General features: G+C 70.1%; 18 protein-coding genes and 1 pseudogene. 12 read left to right on the top strand and 7 right to left on the bottom strand.

Features of this window, described 5'->3' with window-relative positions; genetic code table 11:
• Position 1 precedes the first annotated feature (1 nt).
• Positions 2–1,081, bottom strand: coding sequence for a tryptophan--tRNA ligase (trpS, locus tag OH735_RS17735; protein ID WP_406382505.1), 1,080 nt, complete (start codon positions 1,079–1,081; stop codon positions 2–4).
• A gap of 464 nt (positions 1,082–1,545) precedes the next feature.
• Between trpS and OH735_RS17730 the strand changes: the two genes are divergently transcribed.
• The 6 genes from OH735_RS17730 (at position 1,546) to OH735_RS17705 (ending at position 6,215) form a co-directional block, all read left to right on the top strand.
• Positions 1,546–2,310 (top strand): DUF5753 domain-containing protein, encoded by a 765-nt coding sequence (locus OH735_RS17730; RefSeq protein WP_406382504.1) that lies wholly within the window; start codon positions 1,546–1,548, stop codon positions 2,308–2,310.
• A 15-nt stretch (positions 2,311–2,325) separates the two neighbouring features.
• Entirely contained in the window at positions 2,326–2,535 is a 210-nt protein-coding gene (locus OH735_RS17725) for a DUF397 domain-containing protein (RefSeq protein ID WP_406382503.1), read from the top strand.
• 284 nt (positions 2,536–2,819) lie between these two features.
• On the top strand, positions 2,820–3,260 hold the full coding sequence (locus OH735_RS17720; RefSeq protein WP_406382502.1) for a GNAT family N-acetyltransferase: 441 nt from the start codon (positions 2,820–2,822) through the stop codon (positions 3,258–3,260).
• A gap of 68 nt (positions 3,261–3,328) precedes the next feature.
• A complete protein-coding gene (locus OH735_RS17715; RefSeq protein WP_406382501.1) occupies positions 3,329–3,610 on the top strand; it encodes a DUF6879 family protein in 282 nt (93 codons plus the stop codon).
• The gene (locus OH735_RS17710) at positions 3,516–3,722 is read left to right on the top strand and encodes a DUF6879 family protein (RefSeq protein WP_406382500.1); all 207 of its coding nucleotides are present in this window, start codon (positions 3,516–3,518) and stop codon (positions 3,720–3,722) included. The genes OH735_RS17715 and OH735_RS17710 overlap by 95 nt, the downstream gene beginning before the upstream one ends.
• 489 nt (positions 3,723–4,211) lie before the next feature.
• Positions 4,212–6,215 (top strand): Ig-like domain repeat protein, encoded by a 2,004-nt coding sequence (locus OH735_RS17705; protein ID WP_406382499.1) that lies wholly within the window; start codon positions 4,212–4,214, stop codon positions 6,213–6,215.
• Positions 6,216–6,323: 108 nt separating this feature from the next.
• On the opposite strand, the pseudogene OH735_RS17700 reads toward OH735_RS17705, so the two are convergent.
• Positions 6,324–6,494: pseudogene (locus OH735_RS17700) on the bottom strand (Fic family protein); the annotation flags it as partial.
• Between the two features lie 190 nt (positions 6,495–6,684).
• The gene (locus OH735_RS17695) at positions 6,685–6,831 is read right to left on the bottom strand and encodes a DUF6126 family protein (RefSeq protein ID WP_406382498.1); all 147 of its coding nucleotides are present in this window, start codon (positions 6,829–6,831) and stop codon (positions 6,685–6,687) included.
• A 185-nt stretch (positions 6,832–7,016) separates the two neighbouring features.
• On the opposite strand from OH735_RS17695, the gene OH735_RS17690 reads away from it, so the two are divergent.
• From OH735_RS17690 to OH735_RS17680, 3 genes are all read left to right on the top strand, one after another.
• Positions 7,017–8,108 (top strand): LLM class flavin-dependent oxidoreductase, encoded by a 1,092-nt coding sequence (locus OH735_RS17690; protein WP_406382497.1) that lies wholly within the window; start codon positions 7,017–7,019, stop codon positions 8,106–8,108.
• A 23-nt stretch (positions 8,109–8,131) separates the two neighbouring features.
• A complete protein-coding gene (locus tag OH735_RS17685; protein ID WP_406386614.1) occupies positions 8,132–8,785 on the top strand; it encodes an FMN reductase in 654 nt (217 codons plus the stop codon).
• A gap of 203 nt (positions 8,786–8,988) precedes the next feature.
• Positions 8,989–9,411 (top strand): universal stress protein, encoded by a 423-nt coding sequence (locus OH735_RS17680; protein WP_406382496.1) that lies wholly within the window; start codon positions 8,989–8,991, stop codon positions 9,409–9,411.
• Between the two features lie 86 nt (positions 9,412–9,497).
• Here OH735_RS17680 and OH735_RS17675 read toward each other — a convergent pair whose 3' ends face one another.
• Positions 9,498–9,908, bottom strand: a complete 411-nt coding sequence (locus OH735_RS17675; protein WP_406382495.1) for a hypothetical protein — start codon at positions 9,906–9,908, stop codon at positions 9,498–9,500.
• A 121-nt stretch (positions 9,909–10,029) separates the two neighbouring features.
• Here OH735_RS17675 and OH735_RS17670 point away from each other — a divergent pair, with 121 nt between their 5' ends.
• Both OH735_RS17670 and OH735_RS17665 read left to right on the top strand, forming a co-directional pair.
• A complete protein-coding gene (locus OH735_RS17670; RefSeq protein ID WP_406382494.1) occupies positions 10,030–10,905 on the top strand; it encodes a hypothetical protein in 876 nt (291 codons plus the stop codon).
• 89 nt (positions 10,906–10,994) lie between these two features.
• A complete protein-coding gene (locus OH735_RS17665; RefSeq protein ID WP_406382493.1) occupies positions 10,995–12,041 on the top strand; it encodes an NADP-dependent oxidoreductase in 1,047 nt (348 codons plus the stop codon).
• Between the two features lie 133 nt (positions 12,042–12,174).
• On the opposite strand, the gene OH735_RS17660 is transcribed toward OH735_RS17665, so the two are convergent.
• Positions 12,175–12,576 (bottom strand): RNA-binding S4 domain-containing protein, encoded by a 402-nt coding sequence (locus tag OH735_RS17660; RefSeq protein WP_406382492.1) that lies wholly within the window; start codon positions 12,574–12,576, stop codon positions 12,175–12,177.
• A 730-nt stretch (positions 12,577–13,306) separates the two neighbouring features.
• Here OH735_RS17660 and OH735_RS17655 point away from each other — a divergent pair.
• Entirely contained in the window at positions 13,307–15,124 is a 1,818-nt protein-coding gene (locus tag OH735_RS17655; RefSeq protein ID WP_406382491.1) for a VWA domain-containing protein, read from the top strand.
• On the opposite strand, the gene OH735_RS17650 is transcribed toward OH735_RS17655, so the two are convergent.
• A complete protein-coding gene (locus OH735_RS17650) occupies positions 15,046–16,305 on the bottom strand; it encodes a sensor histidine kinase (RefSeq protein WP_406382490.1) in 1,260 nt (419 codons plus the stop codon). The genes OH735_RS17655 and OH735_RS17650 overlap by 79 nt on opposite strands.
• Positions 16,302–16,994, bottom strand: coding sequence for a response regulator transcription factor (locus OH735_RS17645; protein WP_406382489.1), 693 nt, complete (start codon positions 16,992–16,994; stop codon positions 16,302–16,304). Before OH735_RS17645 ends, OH735_RS17650 begins: the two co-directional genes overlap by 4 nt.
• Positions 16,995–17,153 lie beyond the last annotated feature (159 nt).

Raw genomic sequence — 17,153 nt, 5'->3', positions numbered from 1 at the left:
CCTAGATTCCGCCGCCCATCACCCCCCGCACCTCGTCCAGCGTCGCCGCCGCGATCTCGTTGGCGCGCTCGTTCCCGGCCCGGAGCACCGACCGTACGTACCCCATGTCCCGCGCGTACTCAGCCCGTCGGGCCCGGATCGGCGCCATCCGGCTGTTGACGGCCTCGGTCACGGTCCGCTTGAGCGCGGTCGCACCGCCCCCGCCGATCTCCTCGGCCACGGCGTGCGGGTCCCGGTCCATACAGAGCGCCGCCAGCAGCACCAGAGAGGACACCCCGGGCCGGTTCTCGGGGTCGTACGTGATGTACCGCTCAGCATCCGTCTTCGCGCCCTTGATCAGCCGCGCCGTCTCGTCGGCGGTGGCGCCGAGCGCGATGGAGTTGCCCCGGCTCTTGCTCATCTTGGTGCCGTCGGTGCCGAGCAGGAGCGGCGCGGCGGAGAGCAGCGCGTCCGGTTCCGGGAAGACCGCCCCGTACCGCTCGTTGAACCGCCGCGCGACGGTCCGGGTCACTTCGAGATGCGGCAGCTGGTCCTGCCCGACGGGCACCAGGTTCCCCTTGCAGAACAGGATGTCGGCGGCCTGGTGCACGGGGTACGTGAACATCAGCCCGCTCACGGCCGACTGCCGGGAGTGCGCGATTTCGTCCTTGACGGTGGGGTTGCGGTTCAGCTCGGCGACGGAGACCAGGCTCAAGAACGGCAGCATCAACTGATTGAGCGCGGGCACGGCGCTGTGATTGAAGACCGTCGAGCGTGCCGGGTCGATCCCGATGGCCAGGTAGTCCAGCAGCATCCCCTCCATGTGCTCGATGAGCCGGTCGGCGACGTCCCGGTCGGTGAGGACCTGGTAGTCGGCGATGATCACGAAGACGTCCATCCCGAGATCCTGGAGCCGGACGCGGTTGTGGAGGGTGCCGAAGTAGTGCCCGAGGTGCAGCGGCCCGGTGGGCCGGTCCCCGGTCATCACCCGGAACCGGCCGGGGTTTTGCTGAATCTGCTGCTCCAGCTCGACACTGCGACGCCGGGCGGACGCGGCGACATCGACGGTGTCCGCGGTGGCGGCTGTGGCTGTAGTAGTCATCGGGGGCTCTCCTCGCGTGTGCTGTGCGTGGAGGACGGCCCGCCGGGATCGGCTTCCGTACCCGTGCGAGGGCAGAGAAAAAGGGCCGTCCATTTCGAACGGCCCTGGTTCCGTGCAGATGAGGCGGCCGCTCCTAGAAGGAGCGCCACCAGTTTCGGCACGGTACGGAGGTCATGGACCGAGCTTAACGGACCAGAACTCCGCCCACACGACCTTTCCTGGCCCGCACCGCGCCCCGTACCCCCACCGGTCCGCCAGCGCGCCCACCAGCACCAGCCCCCGCCCGCGGCACGCGCCGGGCTCCGGCTCGCGTACATCCGGCGGTACGTCCGAGGCATCGTGAACCTCGATCCGCACCCCGTCGGCCATCGGCCGGAACCGGGTCTCGATCTCCCGCCAGACTCCGCCGCCTGGCCGCCGAACTACGCCGACTCCGAGCTGCAGCAGACCTGACGCGCGAAGACGTGGCCAAGGCCACAGGCATCAACGAGGCAACCCTCTACCGTGTTGAGAAGGCACGCGCCCGGCCGCAGAAGCGGACTCTGATCGCTCTTCTGGATCTCTACGCGGCGAGCGAGGTGCAGCGTGCCGATCTCCTGGCCGTCCAGAACGGCTCCAACGACCAGGGCTGGCTGCGCCCGTACCACTCGGAGTTGCCCGAGGAGTACACCGCCTACATCGGCTTCGAGAGCGAAGCACGCACCGTCCGCAACTACGAATCCCTCTTCATTCCAGGGCTTGCCCAGACGGAGTGCTACGCCCGTGCAGTGGTCAAAGGCGTGCTGCCCACCGCCAGCAGGAAAGAAGTGGAGCAACGCGTCCAAGCTCGCGTCGAACGGCAGGCATTGCTCACCAAGAAAGACCCGCTTCAGCTCTGGGCCATCGTGGACGAAGCCGCTGTGCGACGCCTCGTAGGTGGACGCGAAGTGATGCGAACACAGGTCAGGCACCTACTCCAGCTGTCGGAAGAGCCCAACGTCACGATCCAAGTCATCCCGTTCGAGAAGGGCGCTCATGCGGGCATGACAGGCAACTTCGTCCACATGGACTTCCCGGATCCCGCAGACTCGGAACTGGTCTACGTGGACACACCGGCCGGCGATCTCTTCTTGGAGTCCGAAGCGGAAATGCGACGCTACAAGTCGATGTTCGAACACCTTCAGGCGGTGGCCCTCGGGCCGAACGACAGTGCTGATCTGCTGACTAGAGTGGCAGAAGCGAGAGACTGAGAGCAGGTGTTGAGAGTGCAGTACGACCCCACGCAGCTCACGTGGCGAAAGAGCAGTTACAGCAGCGGCAACGGACAGTGTCTTGAGGTCGGGCACGGTGTCCAGGACGTCACACCCGTACGGGACAGCAAGAACGCTCCAGGACCCTTGCTCGTTTTCCGTACCGGTAGTTGGTCGATGTTCCTGACCGCGGTGAAGGCCGACACCTTCTCTGCCGACGCCTGACGCTCAACACCTACGCAGAACACAGCCCGAGCTCAAATCCCGGCCGGGGCTGTCGTCCAGCGCCATCGTCCCTGTACCGGCTCGAAGCCGGAGCGGCCCCTCCGCTCCCCTCCCCCGACAGCTCGACCTGTTCACACTCGACTGCTGGCCGCGCCACTTCTGAACCCGCCCTCGATGGCTGCCCGCTGGGTGGTTGCCGGGGGCTTTCGGCCCCGACGCAGTTGCTTTTGCTTGGCGAACAACTGCTGCGATGTGAGCGGCTGTGCTCGTTCTAGGCTCAGCGCATGAAGATTACTGTGCGGTCAGCGGCTGAGGCGGACCTGTCAGCGTTGCTGACTCTCTACAGCGAGTTGAACCCGGACGATACGCAGTTGTCTCAGGCGTCCGCAGGTGCCATTTGGGCAGCCATATCAAGGCAGCAGGGACGGACCATCCTGGTGGCTGACGCTGGCGGCACCGTGGCCGGAACGACCGATTGCATCGTCATGCCGAACCTCACTCGCGGCGGCCGGGCCATCCTGTTCGTGGAGAACGTCGTGGTGGCCAGCTCCTTCCAGCGGCGTGGCGTCGGCCGTCAGCTGATGGACGCTGCCGTTCAGCTGGGTGAGTCGGCCGGCTGCTACAAAATCCAGCTGCTGGCAGCGGATGACGAGTATGTCCACACCTTCTACGAAGCGTGCGGTTTCAAAGCCCTGGCAGAGGGTTTCCGCCGCTACATCCCATAGAAGCCTCGCCGCTGGGGCAATGCTTGCCGAGGCGGTGACAGGGCCTGTACCGACAGTTTCTGCAGGGCGTGAACCCACCAGGTGATGTGGACGGGCCTTGGTTCGCCAATGCCCGAAGGCAGACGGCCCACGGCAAGCGCATCGAGCGTGTCCGCTTGGTGGATGAACCCGCCACGGACAACCAGAGGTACCTGCCGGCCACCACGCCCGAAAACCTGGCCGCAGGCGAGGACATCCGTTTCATGCCCCGTGCCGATGCGGTACGGCACGGACTGCCGGTTCGACTTCTGGCTGTTCGACTCCCGAGTGCTCGCGCGCTTCAACTGGGCGGACGCATCTCGTCGCCTTGAACTCACGACGGAGCCCCAGGCCGTCGTCCGGGCTTGCCAAGCCCGGGATGCCGCTTGGCACTACGCCTTCGCGTACGAGGAGTTCAAGTCACGGGTGCCTTCGCCCATGTGACGACCGACTTCCTGCCCCACCGGATCTCGCTTGTCGCGAACAGCTGCCGGTTGCACGCAACAACGGCGCAGGACAGCCAGACACGGGCAATCCCGCGCAATCACCCAGCGCCCTTCCGCCATCCCAAGCATGCTGCGGGGCACCGATGCGGTCGTTCCTGAGCGTGTCGAACATGCCCCTGAGTGTCACGTCGAACGAAGGCCCTCTCGCAGTGCCCAGGGACCGCCGCCGCTCCTACAGACTCCCCATCACCTCTCCGAACGTGACGGACATGCCCTGCGTGTCATGTCGGACGAAGACCTTTCGGTGTGTGTCCCGTCGCGCCGGACCTCGCGCAAACCGGCTCTGCCGTGCGTCTGATCTCGCGCAGGCCGGAAGTAGCCCCGCATCGGGGGTGGGACCGGCGACGGGGTGTCGTGCGCATGCCCTAATCTGCGATCACCGAGTCCCGGCGCACGGGGCCGGTTTCACAGTGGGGGGATACCACTCGTGCCCAGACGCACTCTCACGTCCGCGACAGCTCTCGCGGTCCTCTTCAGCTCGGTCGCGCTGGTGGCCGGTACGGCGGGGTCGGCGTCGGCCGACTCCAGCAAGGTGCTGCCGGTGAAGTCCGCCGGTGACATTGTGGTGGACGGCGTCCACCAGAAGATCTTCATCAGCGATCCCTACGGCGGAACGCTCGTCGCCACCGACTACACCGGCACGGTCCTGGCGACCCTGGCCGGGCTGCCGGGCGTGGACGGCCTCGCGCTCTCCGCCGACTCCGGACAGCTGTACGCGGCCGTCCCCGGCGCCGACTCCATCGTGTCCTTCGAGACGCAGACCGTCACGCAGACCGCCCGGTACGCGATCGGCGACGGCACCGGCCCGGAACACCTCGCCCTGGCGGGTGGCAAGGTCTGGTTCGGGTACGGCACCCAGGACCATGGCGACATCGGTTCGCTGGACCTGTCCGGCACCGAGCCCGTGGTGGCCCTGGGCCAGGACACCGCCACCGGCTTCCGCGTCGCTCCGAAACTGGCCGCCACACCCGGCGCCCCGGATCTGCTGGCCGCCGGCTCCCCGGACTACAACGGCTCCAGGCTCGGCGTGTACGACGTGTCCGGCGGTACGGCGAACCGCACCGCCCAGTATGGGAACGGCCCCGGCACGGACTGGCTCGGGATCACCTCCGACCTCGCCCTCACGCCGGACGGCAGCGGGCTCGTCACCGCCAATCCGGGCAACCACCACCGGCTGTGGCGTACATCGGACCTCACCGATGCGGGGTCCTACCCGTCCGCCTATCACCCCGACGCGGTGGCGATCGCCGACGACGGCACGGTCGCGGCAGGCACTTCGTCCCCGTACGACCCGGACATCTACATCTTCGGACCCGGGTCGAAGACAGCGGTCCGGCAGTACGACCTGCCCGACACGGACGAACACATCAGTGGCGGCGACGAGGTCGTCCCCGGCGGTCTGGTCTGGGAACCGGGCGGAAGCCGCCTGTTCGCGGTGACCAGCAACAGCAAGGGGGACCGCGCCCTCCGCGTGCTGACCGACCCCACCAAGTCGGCTCCGGCGATGACGGTCACCGCCCCCGCCTCGGCCCCCCGCGCCAAATCGCTCACCGTCAAGGGCACGCTCAAGGCCACCCTGCCGCTCCCGGCCGGAACGCCGCTGACCGTCACCCGTACCGACATGGAGTCGCCGGGCGGCAAATCGCTGGGCACGAAGGGGCTCGGCGCGAACGGCGTGTTTTCCTTCACCGACACCCCGCCAGCCGGTGGCAAGGTGACGTACAAGGTGTCGTACGCGGGGGATGCCACGCACATCGCGTCGGCCGCATCCGCCTCGGTCAATGTCTCGCGGGCCACTCCGTCCCTGACGCTGAACCGCAATGGCGGCCTCTACGCCTACGGCACCGACGTCTCCTTCACGGCCCACCTCGGCTCCACGTACAAGAACCGGACCGTCGAGCTCTGGTCCGACCCCTTCGGCACCGACAAGCCGAAGAAGCTGGTCAAAAAGGGCAAGGTCAACTCCAAGGGCAATCTGTCCGTTACCGTGGACATGACCCGGGACACCACCGTCACCGCCGTGTTCGCCGGTGACGCCCGCTACACGCCGAAGAGCGTGAAGTCGACGGCGTACGCCAAGGTGAAGGTCTCGACAGCCGTCTCGAAGCAGTACAAGACGGCCAAGATCGGCTCCACGTCGTACGCGTACTTCCACAAGAAGACCAACCCCGTCTTCACCACGACGATGAGCTACTACAAGGGCCGCTCCCATCTGATGACCCTGCAGTTCTACTACCAAGGCAGGTGGTACGACCTGGGCTCGCAGTACTTCAAGCTCGGCACCAGCGGCAAGTCCGCGGTGACGCTGACCGGCACCCACGACACCGGTTACCGCATGCGGATGCGCTCGTCATACGTGAACGGCTCGTCCGGAGACAGCGTGAACTCGACCACGCACGGCGCCTGGAAGTACTTCATCTTCACCAAGTAGGCCGGCCGTCGTCACATCCCTTGAGCGTCCGGGCACCCCGCGCCCGGACGCTCATTTGTTCGCGTGGTCCCCCACGTAGAAGAGGATCCAGATGAAGCGGCGCGCTGTCGGCGGGAGAACTACGCCCCGTGCGATCAGAAGCATCTGGAGTGAGCGGGACATGCGGCCGTTGCCGTCCGACCAGGGATGGATCTTCACCAGGTTCAGACGGGCCATCGCTGCGCGGATCAGGACATGACTGTCGAGGTCGCCCTCGTTGAGCCAGTCCACCAGTCCACCAGTCCACTCCACCAGTCCGCTGCCCGGCCCCGCCCGCCCCCGGCTCGTCCCGAACCACTCCCCGGGTCCCCGGGTGGTTGATGTGGTGTCTTTTCAACGTGACGAACACACCCCCGAGTGTCACGTTGAACAACGACCCCCGGAGTGCTCGCGCCGAAGCCCGGCCGGGACGACCGCCGCCCCGCCCGGCTCACTTCTTGGCGTGCTCGCCCATGTAGAAGAGGATCCAGACGAAGCCCGCGAAGAGGTGCGTGGCGAAGACGTACACGAAGACGCGCAGCGCCACGCCGCGCTCCTTCCAGCGCTCGCTCTCGCTGCCGCCGCTGCTCCCGCTCACAAACCCTGCCCTCCGTCCGGCAGGGGCAGGCGTGGTCGCCGTGCGGCTCTCCGCGTCGCCTCCGAAATCCGGTCCACGGTACGCACCGGCCCCGCTCACCCCGCCGCGGCGGAATAGGTCAGGGGGGTGTCCCGTTGTAGGATGCGAAGATAGTTAAAAGTTCAACCAATCTGGAGGCGGGCGCCATGGAGTTCGGGATCTTCACCGTCGGGGACGTCACCACCGACCCGACGAACGGCAAAACACCGAGCGAGCACGAGCGGATCAAGGCCACGATCGCCATCGCGCAGAAGGCGGAGGAGGTCGGCCTGGACGTCTTCGCGACCGGCGAGCATCACAACCCGCCGTTCGTCCCGTCCTCCCCGACGACCACGCTCGGCTACATCGCCGCCCGCACCGACCACATCACCCTGTCCACCTCCACGACGCTGATCACCACCAACGACCCGGTGAAGATCGCCGAGGACTACGCGACGCTCCAGCACCTCGCGGACGGCCGCGTCGACCTGATGATGGGGCGCGGCAACACCGGCCCGGTCTACCCGTGGTTCGGCAAGGACATCCGCCAGGGCATCCCGCTCGCCATCGAGAACTACGCCCTGCTGCACAAGCTGTGGCGCGAGGAGGTCGTGGACTGGGAGGGCAAGTTCCGTACGCCGCTCCAGTCCTTCACCGCGACCCCCCGCCCTCTGGACGGCGTACCGCCGTTCGTCTGGCACGGCTCGATCCGCTCCCCGGAGATCGCCGAGCAGGCCGCGTACTACGGCGACGGCTTCTTCCACAACAACATCTTCTGGCCCATCGAGCACACCAAGAAGATGGTCAACCTCTACCGGCAGCGGTACGCGCACTATGGGCACGGCACCGCCGAGCAGGCCATCGTCGGCCTCGGCGGCCAGGTGTTCATGCGGAAGAACTCGCAGGACGCGGTACGGGAATTCCGCCCGTACTTCGACAACGCACCGGTCTACGGGCACGGGCCCTCGATGGAGGACTTCACGCAGCAGACCCCGCTGACCGTCGGCTCCCCGCAGGAGGTCATCGAGCGGACCCTGTCCTTCCGGGACGCCGTCGGCGACTACCAGCGCCAGCTGTTCCTGATGGACCACGCGGGACTGCCGCTGAAGACGGTCCTGGAGCAGCTCGACATCCTCGGCGAGGAGGTCGTCCCGGTGCTGCGCAAGGAGTTCGCCAACCTGCGGCCGGCCGGAGTCCCGGACTCCGCCCCCGTGCACCCGGCCGTCGCCGCGACCCGCACGGCCACGAAGGAGGTCTGACCGCCGTGTCCACCACGTCCACCGTGTTCAACACCGAACCCCTGCGGATCGTCGCCGTATCGGCCGGCCTCAGCAGCCCCTCCTCGACCCGGCTGCTGGCCGAACGGCTGGCCGGCGCCGCCCGCGAGCGCCTGCTGACCGAGCAGGACCGCACGGTCGAGGTCCACGTGATCGAGCTGCGCGACCTGGCCGTCGACATCGCCAACCACCTGGTGACCGGATTCCCGCCGGGCGCCCTGGAGAAGGCGATCAAGGAGGTGGCGGAGGCGGACGGACTGATCGCCGTCTCGCCCGTCTTCACCGCCTCGTACAGCGGACTGTTCAAGTCGTTCTTCGACCTGATCGACAACACGGCGCTGACCGGCAAGCCCGTCGTCATCGCGGCGACGGGCGGCACCGCCCGCCACTCGCTCGTCCTGGAACACGCGATGCGCCCGCTCTTCGCCTACCTGCGGGCCACCGTCGTGCCGACCTCCGTGTACGCGGCGTCGGAGGACTGGGGCTCGTCCGGCGACGAGTACACCGACGGCCTGCCGTCCCGCATCCGGCGCGCGGGCGGCGAGCTCGCCGCCATGATCGCGGGCGGCCGGGCGGTCTCCGGTGCGCCGAGGGCGCTCGGACTCGACGACGAGGTCGTGCCGTTCGAGCAGCAGCTCGCCGATCTGCGACTGGACTGAGTGGTCACGGCCGAGTGGGCACGGCCAAGTGGTCGTTGCTGAGCGGCCACGTCCGGGTGGGGCCGCCCGAGTGGGCCCGCCCGAGTGGCCCCGCCGCTCGAAACCCTGTCCGGTTTGGTTAGAGTCGGAACGAAAGATGCGTCGTACGGGGTTTTCTCGCACGACGCCTCTGCGCACTGAGCCGAACCGAGCTGGAGGCAGAGATGGGCAGGATCGTGGTGGGCGTTGACGGCTCCGAGTCGTCGATCAAGGCACTGCACTGGGCCGTACGCCAGGCGGAACTGACCGGCGACAAGGTGGAGGCCGTCAACAGCTGGGAGTACCCCGCGACCAGCTGGGCGTCCATGATGCCGGGCATGCCGGAGGACTTCGACCCGCAGGCCCTGGCGACCGTGTCCCTCACCGAGGCACTGGAGGAGGCCCTGGGCGCCGAGGGCGCGGCCGAGGTCAGCAAGATCGTGGTCATCGGCAACCCGGCCCAGTCCCTGCTGGAACGCGCCAAGGGCGCGAACCTGCTGGTCGTCGGGGCGCGCGGCTACAGCGGCTTCAAGGCGACGCTGCTCGGCTCGGTGAGCCTCCATGTCACCCAGCACGCACCGTGCCCGGTGACGGTCGTACGCGACTGAGCGCAGCAGAAAGACATGGAAATGGAGGACGGGCCCGTGCTCGGCGCGGGCCCGTCCTCATGTCCCGATGGCGCCGGGAGGCGCGCTCACGTCCGTTCGTGCGTGTAGAAGATGTAGAACGTCGTGATGAACATTCCGAGGCCGACCGCCAGTCCCAGCGCCGAGGACCGCAGCACGCTCGAACCGGTCAGTCCGACCAGCAGGCCGATCGCCGCGGCCGTCAGCGCGCCGTACGCCGCCCCCCGCACCAGGGGCATCAAAGTGTGCTGGATCCGGCCCAGCGCGAAGCACAGGACGGCGAGCACCACCGCGGTGATCAGGCCGTACCAGAACTGCCGGAGGCCGGTCGCGCCGTTGTTGCGGAGGATGAACGACGCGTAGAGGCCGTACGCCGCACCCAGCGTGGCGGGAACGGCCCAGGCGTACGCCGTGTGCTGACGTGTACGTGACCGTCTCCGGGCCCGACCGCGTGTCGGCATCGCTGCATGAGTGGCCATGGCGGAGAACTCCTTCCGTCGCCCTCTTCGTCCCTCCAGAGCACACCCGGCCGCGCCACCCGGCAACTCGGATGGCGTACGGCCCGGGGCGCGCCGCTTCCGTACGCGATTCCCTGGAGGGATGCGGACGTATCTCTCGGCGGTCACGGGGGCGGTGGTGCTGGTGCTGCTCGCCGTGCTCGTCCCGCTGAGCGCGCTCTCCGCCTGGGTGGATCTGGAGATCGACAACACGGACCGTTACGTTGCCGCGGTCGCCCCGCTCGCCGCCGACCCGGACGTGCAGAGCACTGTCAGCGACCTGATCACCGACGCGACGATGCAGCAGGTCGACGCCGGTCCGCTCCAGAGCACCGTGCGCGACTTCCTGCACCAGGCGGTCATGTCCTTCACCACCACGGACGCCTTCCAGGCCGCGTGGAACGCCGCCAACCGCACCGCCCACGAGGCCGTCACCGCCGCGCTGAACGGCAACACCGGCGAGGCCGTGACCATCGACCTGGCACCCATCACCCAACAGGTGAAACAGAATCTGGAGGGGAACGGGGTGCCGTTCGCCGACCGGATTCCGGTCCAGCACACCGACATCACGCTCATCTCCGCCGACCGTGCCGACCAGCTGCGCCAGACCTTCCGTGGGCTGCGCGCCGCCAGTGTCCGGCCCGCCGTGGGCACGGTCGTGTTCGCCGCCCTGACGGTGCTCGTGGCCTGGGCGCGCGGCGGACCGGGGCGCGGGCGCGCCGCGCTCTCGGCGACGGCGGTGGCCGGGGCCGGTTTCGCGCTGGGGGCGCTCGTGCTGCGTGCGGTGATCGCGGTCGCCCGCGACCGGGTGCTCGCCGAGGTGCCGGACAGCGAGACGGGCGCCGCGGCGGCGGTGTACGACGCGCTCACGGGCTCCCTGCGCACGACGGCGTGGATCGTGTTCGGGACGGGGCTGGCGGTGGCGGTGTGCGCGCTGCTCGGGAGGTGGTGGGTGACCCGGCGGGGGACGGTCGCGTAGCGGGCCCGGTTCGACGTGCGGCGGCGGGCGGGCCGGGGAAGAGTGGTTCTCGTGACTGCCGGATCGGGGGCGACTGAGAGGTCTTCCGTATGCGAGCGATAGCCGTCAGCACGTTCGGGGCAGACCCCGCACTGGTCGAGCTGCCCAAGCCCGAGCCGGAGGCCGGGGAGGTACGGGTCAGGATCGAGTACGCCGCACTCAACCCGTGCGACTGGCAGGCCGCCCAGGGCCCACCGGACGCCGGACCCGCCCCGCGCGGGTTCCCGCTGGTCGTCGGCGTGGACTTCGCGGGCCGGGTGGACATGATCGGCCGCGGCGCGAACCGCTTCCGGGTCGGCGACCAGGTCTTCGGCCGGATCGGCGACGCCCAGGACTCCGGCCGGGCCGGCGACCGGGTCGCCGCGCGGGCCGGAGGGCCGACGGCCCGCGCCGGTACCTACTGCGACTACGTGTCCGTGCCGCAGGACTCCGCGATCACCTTCGTCCCGGCCGGCCTCCTCCTCCGTACCGCGGCCGCCCTGCCGTCCGCCGGGATGACGGCCGCCCAGATCCTGGAGATCGCGGTGCTCCGGGGCCACGAGAGCCTGCTGGTCATCGGGGCGGCGGGCGGCGTCGGCAGCTGTCTGACCCAGCTCGCCGCGGCCCGCGACGTACGCGTGATCGCGGCGGTGCGCGGCGAGGAACACCGGCGGATGGCGGCCCTGGGCGCCACCGTCACGATCGACACCACGGAACGCCCCCTCGAAGCGGCGGTACGGGAGAGCTGCCCGGACGGCGTCGACGCACTGGTCGACCTGGTCTCCGCCACCCCCGACGCCTTCGCCGCCCGTGCCGCGCTGGTACGCACCGGCGGGATCGCCCTCAGCACGCGGGGCGTCGCCGCCGGGGCCGCGCTCCCCGCGGACGTGACCGGCATCGACTTCCGGCTCGAACCCAGCCCGGTCCTGCTCGACGTCCTGGCCGCGGGCGCCGCCGAAGGCGTACTGCGCGTGCCCATCGACATCGAACTCCCGCTGGAGAAGGCCCCGCAGGCCCTCGACCGGAACCGGACGGGTGGCGCACGCGGCAAGACCGTCATCGCTCTGAGCCCGGTCGTCCATGACGTCTCGTTCGGGCGGCGCGTAAGCGGGACTTGACCGGGGTGTCCTCGTCGCGGATCGCGGGTGCGATCACGAAGGCTACGCATGATCGGTGGGCGCCGGCCCGGCGTGACGCGCCCAGTGCACATCAGTGGGTCCAGGACTCACTGATGTGCACTGGCCAGGAACGTCAGGGGGTGGGCCCGGCCCCCCGCAGGCGCTCCATCTCCCGCCGGTCCCGCTTCGTGGGACGCCCCGCGCCCCGGTCCCGTACCGGAACCTGGATCGCCGTCTCGCGCGGCGGCGGGGGCGGGCTGTTGTCGACGAAGCACTCCGCCGCCACCGGAGGGCCGACCCTCTTCTTGACCAGCTTCGACACGACGACGATCCGGTCCCGGCCCGCGTGCCGGAGCCGTACCTCGTCGCCGACGTGCAACGCCTGGGCGGGCTTGGCGCGCTCGCCGGCGACCTTCACATGACCCGCGCGGCAGGCGGCAGCGGCCTGCGAACGGGTCTTCGTCAGCCGGACCGACCAGATCCAGACGTCGACCCGAACGCTGCCCTCCGCCTGCGGCGCCTCACCGGAAACCATGCAGCCGACTCTAGTGCGGCGCGGGCCCCGGGTCAGGACCGGCGGGCGAGGACCTGACCGGGCCGGGCCGGTTGCTGACCGGATCAGCCGGAGTCGGGTCCGAACGCCGACTCCAGGGTCTTCGCGTTGCCGACGAGTTGGCCGGTTCCGTCGACCGTCCCGGTCGCCCCCTCGACCGCGGCCGTTTCGCTCCCGTTCCGGCGAAGTCGTCCTGCTCACCGTCCGGTTCGTTGTCGAAACCGTCGTCCGGCATGCCCTCGGTGCCCGGTACGGGGTCGTCCATGGCCGACGCTGCGGAGGGCGGGGCGGCCACCTGGGCGGCGGCTGCGTCGGCTGCCGGAACGAGGCCGGAAAGCATCGCCCCTGCCACCAAGGCGCAGGCCGCGAATCGTGTTCTGCGAGATCGTTTTCCCACGCGGGAGCCCTTCTTGACAGCACATGCGGATAAAACGGACAACGGTGTGTCTGACTGTCTGTCAGGCACACCGTCCGCTCACGCCAGCAAGGCAACTCGGGACCAGGTGGGCACATTTGAACGACGCACATCAGGTCCGCACGGCATGCGCACAGAGCTCGGTCGGAGCTCGGTTGCGGCTCAGTTGCCCCATGGGCGGTGCCGCACCGCCGAACGGCCGGATCCGGCCGCTAACCTTACGTATCCGCCCTGGCCAGGGATGAATCCCGCAGGTCGGACATTCATCGCACCCAACTCACGCGAAAGGCCTCGCCCATGGGCATTCGGAGCTTGCTGCGCAAGGTGTTCGGCCGCGACCGCGCGGAGCAGGACGCGTCGGCGCCGGCGCCGACGGCCACGGTCCCGCCCCAGACCGAACGCACCGCGCCCGCGGAGTCGGAGCCGGTCACGACGACGGTGGACGAGCCCGCCAAGAAATCCGCGCCGGTGCGCGAAACCGCCCCGGCCACCAAGGCCTCGGTACCGGCCCCCGCCTCGCCCCGGTCCGCCACCGGTGACAGCGGTCTGGCATCGGACCTGGTGGCGGCGGCCTTCGACAAGCCGTCCCTGCCCACGGTCCCCTCCCAGGGCTCGGCCCCGAAGCCGAAGCCGGCGGAGGCCGAGGCCGAGGCCACGGAGCCGGAGGCCGCATCCGTCACAGAGATCGAGACCGAGCCGAAGCCGGAGCCGGTGGCCGCGGAGGCCCCCGAGACCGAGTCGGAGCCCGAGCCGGTGGCTGCGGAGGAGGAGGCGACGACCGTCGCCGAGGCCGACGTTCCCGCCGAGGTCGAGACCGAGGTCGAGCCCGTCAAGGCCGAGGCCACGGAGGCGGCCCCCGCCGAGCCGGAGGCCGCTGCCGCCCCCGAGGCCGAGCCCGAGCCCGTCGCCGAGCCGACGGCGGAGCCCGCCGCCGAGCCCGTCAAGGCCGAGGCCACGGAGGCGGCCCCCGCCGAGCCGGAGCCCGCCACCGCTGAGGCCACCACTGAGGCCACCGCTGAGGCCGAGCCCGTCGCAGTCGTCGCCGAGCCGACGGCCGCTGTCGAGCCCGAGCCCGAGCCCGAGCCCGAGCCCGTCGCTCCCGTCGCCGAGCCGACGGCGGAGCCCGCCGCCGAGCCCGAACCCGCCACGGCGGAGATCCCCGCCGAGCCGGAGACCGCACCTGCCCCCGAGACCGAGACCGAGACCGAGCCGAAGCCCGAGCCGGTCACCGCCGCCGCCCCCGCCCCCGAGCCGGAGGCCGCACCCGCCCCCGAGACCGAGCCGAAGCCTGAGCCGGTCAGCGCCGCGGCCCCCGCCCCCGAGCCGAAGGCCGCATCCGCCCCCGCACCCGAGCCGGAGGCCATGTCGGCCCCCGCCCCGGCCCCCGAAGCAACCCCCGCCCCCGACGCGCCCGAGCCCGCGCTCGCCCTCGCCCGGGTCAAGTCCAGCGCGCCCGGGCTCGTCGAGCCGTACGAGGCCGCCCAGGCCGCGCTGGAGGCGCACGGGCTGACCGGGCTGCGTGCCACCGTCTACCTGGTCTTCGACCGCTCCGGCTCCATGCGGCCGTTCTACAAGGACGGCAGCGCCCAGCACCTGGGCGACCGCACCGTGGCCCTCGCCGCGCATCTGGACGAGAGCGGCACCGTCCCCGTCGTCTTCTTCTCGACCGACATCGACGGCACCGGCACGGTCGACCTCGCCGCCCACGAGGGCCGGATCGACGAACTGAACGCGGGCCTGGGCCGCCTCGGCCGTACGAACTACCACCGCGCCGTCGAAGAGGTCGTCGCGCACTACGAGAAGTCGGGGGAGACCGGCCCCGCGCTGGTGATCTTCCAGACGGACGGCCCGCCGGACGCCAAGCAGCCCGCGAAGCAGGCGCTGGCCGAAGCGGCGCGGCTGCCGCTGTTCTTCCAGTTCGTCGCGTTCGGCGACGAGGACGCGAAGGGCTTCGACTTCCTGCGGAAGCTGGACGTCCCGAACGCCGGGTTCTTCCACGCGGGCCCCGCCCCCCGCGAGGTCGCGGACGCCACGCTCTACCGCGAGATCCTCGCCGCCCTCCCCGCCTGGGCCGCCGCGCGCGAAGCGGCGACCGAAGCGGCCGCCGAAGGCTGATCCTCCGGCAGGCGTACGGTCACGGCGAGCCCGCCCACGGGGCCCGGCACCGCCGTGACCGTACCGCCGTGCGCCACCGCAATAGAACGCACGATCGAGAGGCCGAGTCCCGAGCCCCGCCCCATCCGGTCCTTGCCCTCGCCCCGCCGGAACGGCTCGAACAGCCCGGGGATGTCCGCCGCGTCGACCACGGGCCCGGTGTTGCGCACCTTCAGCAGCGCCCCGCCGTCGGCCGTCACCAGGGACACGTCCACCGTCCCGTCGGGCACGTTGTACGTGACGCCGTTGGCCAGCAGATTCGCCACCAGCTGGGCGAGCAGCAGCCGGTTCCCCCGTACCGTGCACGGCCTGGCGTCGACGTTCACGCCCGGGTGCCGGGCCGCCTCCTCCGCCACCACCTGCGCGAGGTCCACCGCGTCCCGCTCGTTCGCCGCGAGCCCGCGTTCGCTGCGTGCCAGGACCAGCAGTCCCTCGATGAGCCGCTCGCTGCGCCGGTTGTTGTCCAGGAGTGTCTGCCGGGTCCGTACGAGATCCTCCTGGGACGGGTCGTCCAGACCGATCTGGATCGCGGCCCGCTGGGTGGCGAGGGGGGTGCGCAGTTCGTGCGAGGCGTTGGCGATGAACCGGCGCTGGCTGTCGAACGCCTTCTCCAGCCGGGCCAGCAGCGCGTCGAGCGTGTCGCCGAGCTCCTTCAGTTCGTCGTCGGGGCCACTGGACGCGATCCGTTCGTGCAGGGTGTGCTCGGAGAGCCGGCGTGCCTTCGCGGTCATGGCGTGGACGGGCCGCAGGACCCGCCCCGCGGTCCACCACCCCACCGCGACCGCGCAGGCCGTCATGACGAGCAGCGCGGCCACGGACCACACGAGCAGCTGATGGCCGGCCGCGTCGCTGACGTGGTCGGTGAGGTCGTAGACGGTGGGCGGGCCGAGAGTCCGCCGGGTGACGAGGGGGCCGTTCACCGCGTAGCCGGGCTGGACGACCGCGGCGGTGCGGGCGATGTCGCGCGCCTGGGAGTCCGTACCGGCGCGGGAGGCGAGGTTGACGGTGGCGAGCAGCGCCGTCCCGAGCACCAGGAACACCCCGCCGTACACGAGCGCGATCCGCGTCCGGATCGTGGAGTGCTGGACGTGCGGGACACGAGCGGCGCGCAGAATGACCGGAAGGCGTGACGGGCGCTTCACAGGGCGTACCCCACGTCCTGCACGGTACGGATCAGGGCCGGTTCCCCGAGTTTCCCCCGCAGCTTGCTCACGCAGACGCGTACGGCGCCGGAGTGGGGTGTCTCCCTGCTCGAACGGAGTTGAGAACTCGGGGAAGGATCGGCGTTGGCGTCCCAGGCCCGCTCCAGCAGCTCCTCCGCGCTGACGGTCCCGCCGTCCGCCTCCAGCAGCAGCTGGAGCACCGAGAACTCCTTCGGCGAGAGGTCGAGCTCCCGCCCCTCACGGGAAGCGGTGCGCCGCACGGTGTCGAGCCGGATGCCGTGCCGCTCCAGCTGCGGCGGTACGGGGCGGGCGCTGCGCCGCCGCAGCGCCCGTACCCGCGACACCAGCTCGGGGAACTCGAACGGCTTGCCCAGATAGTCGTCGGCGCCGAGATCGAGCCCGGCGACCCGGTCCTCCATGGAACCGGCGGCGGTGAGCATCAGGATCCTGGTCCGGGAGCCGGAGGCGACCAGTCCGCGCGCCACGTCGTCACCGTGCACCCGCGGCAGATCGCGGTCGAGGACGACGACGTCGTAGTCGTGCAGCCCCAGGTAGGCGAGGGCGGCGTCGCCGCTGTACACCGTGTCGACGGCGAACCCGGCACGCCGCAGCCCGGTGGCGACCAGCTCCGCCAGCATCTCCTCGTCCTCGGCGACCAGTACCCGCATCGTGATGTCCCCTTCCTCGTGTCTACGCGTCCACTCTCTCCCAGGGTGCGTCCTTGTTGTGGGAAAGGGCGTTTCGTAGGTCTGCGCACAGCCCGTCACCGGGTTCCCGGAACCAACTCCGGCCTCAAGAGCGTTACATGTTCAAGGTGTTGGACCCTT

Origin of the sequence: Streptomyces sp. NBC_01618 (assembly GCF_045209435.1) — a bacterium.
In the GTDB taxonomy this organism is placed as follows: Bacteria; Actinomycetota; Actinomycetes; order Streptomycetales; family Streptomycetaceae; genus Streptomyces.
The sequence above is the reverse complement of the archived record's forward strand: the minus strand, read 5'-3'. Positions and strand labels throughout refer to the sequence as shown.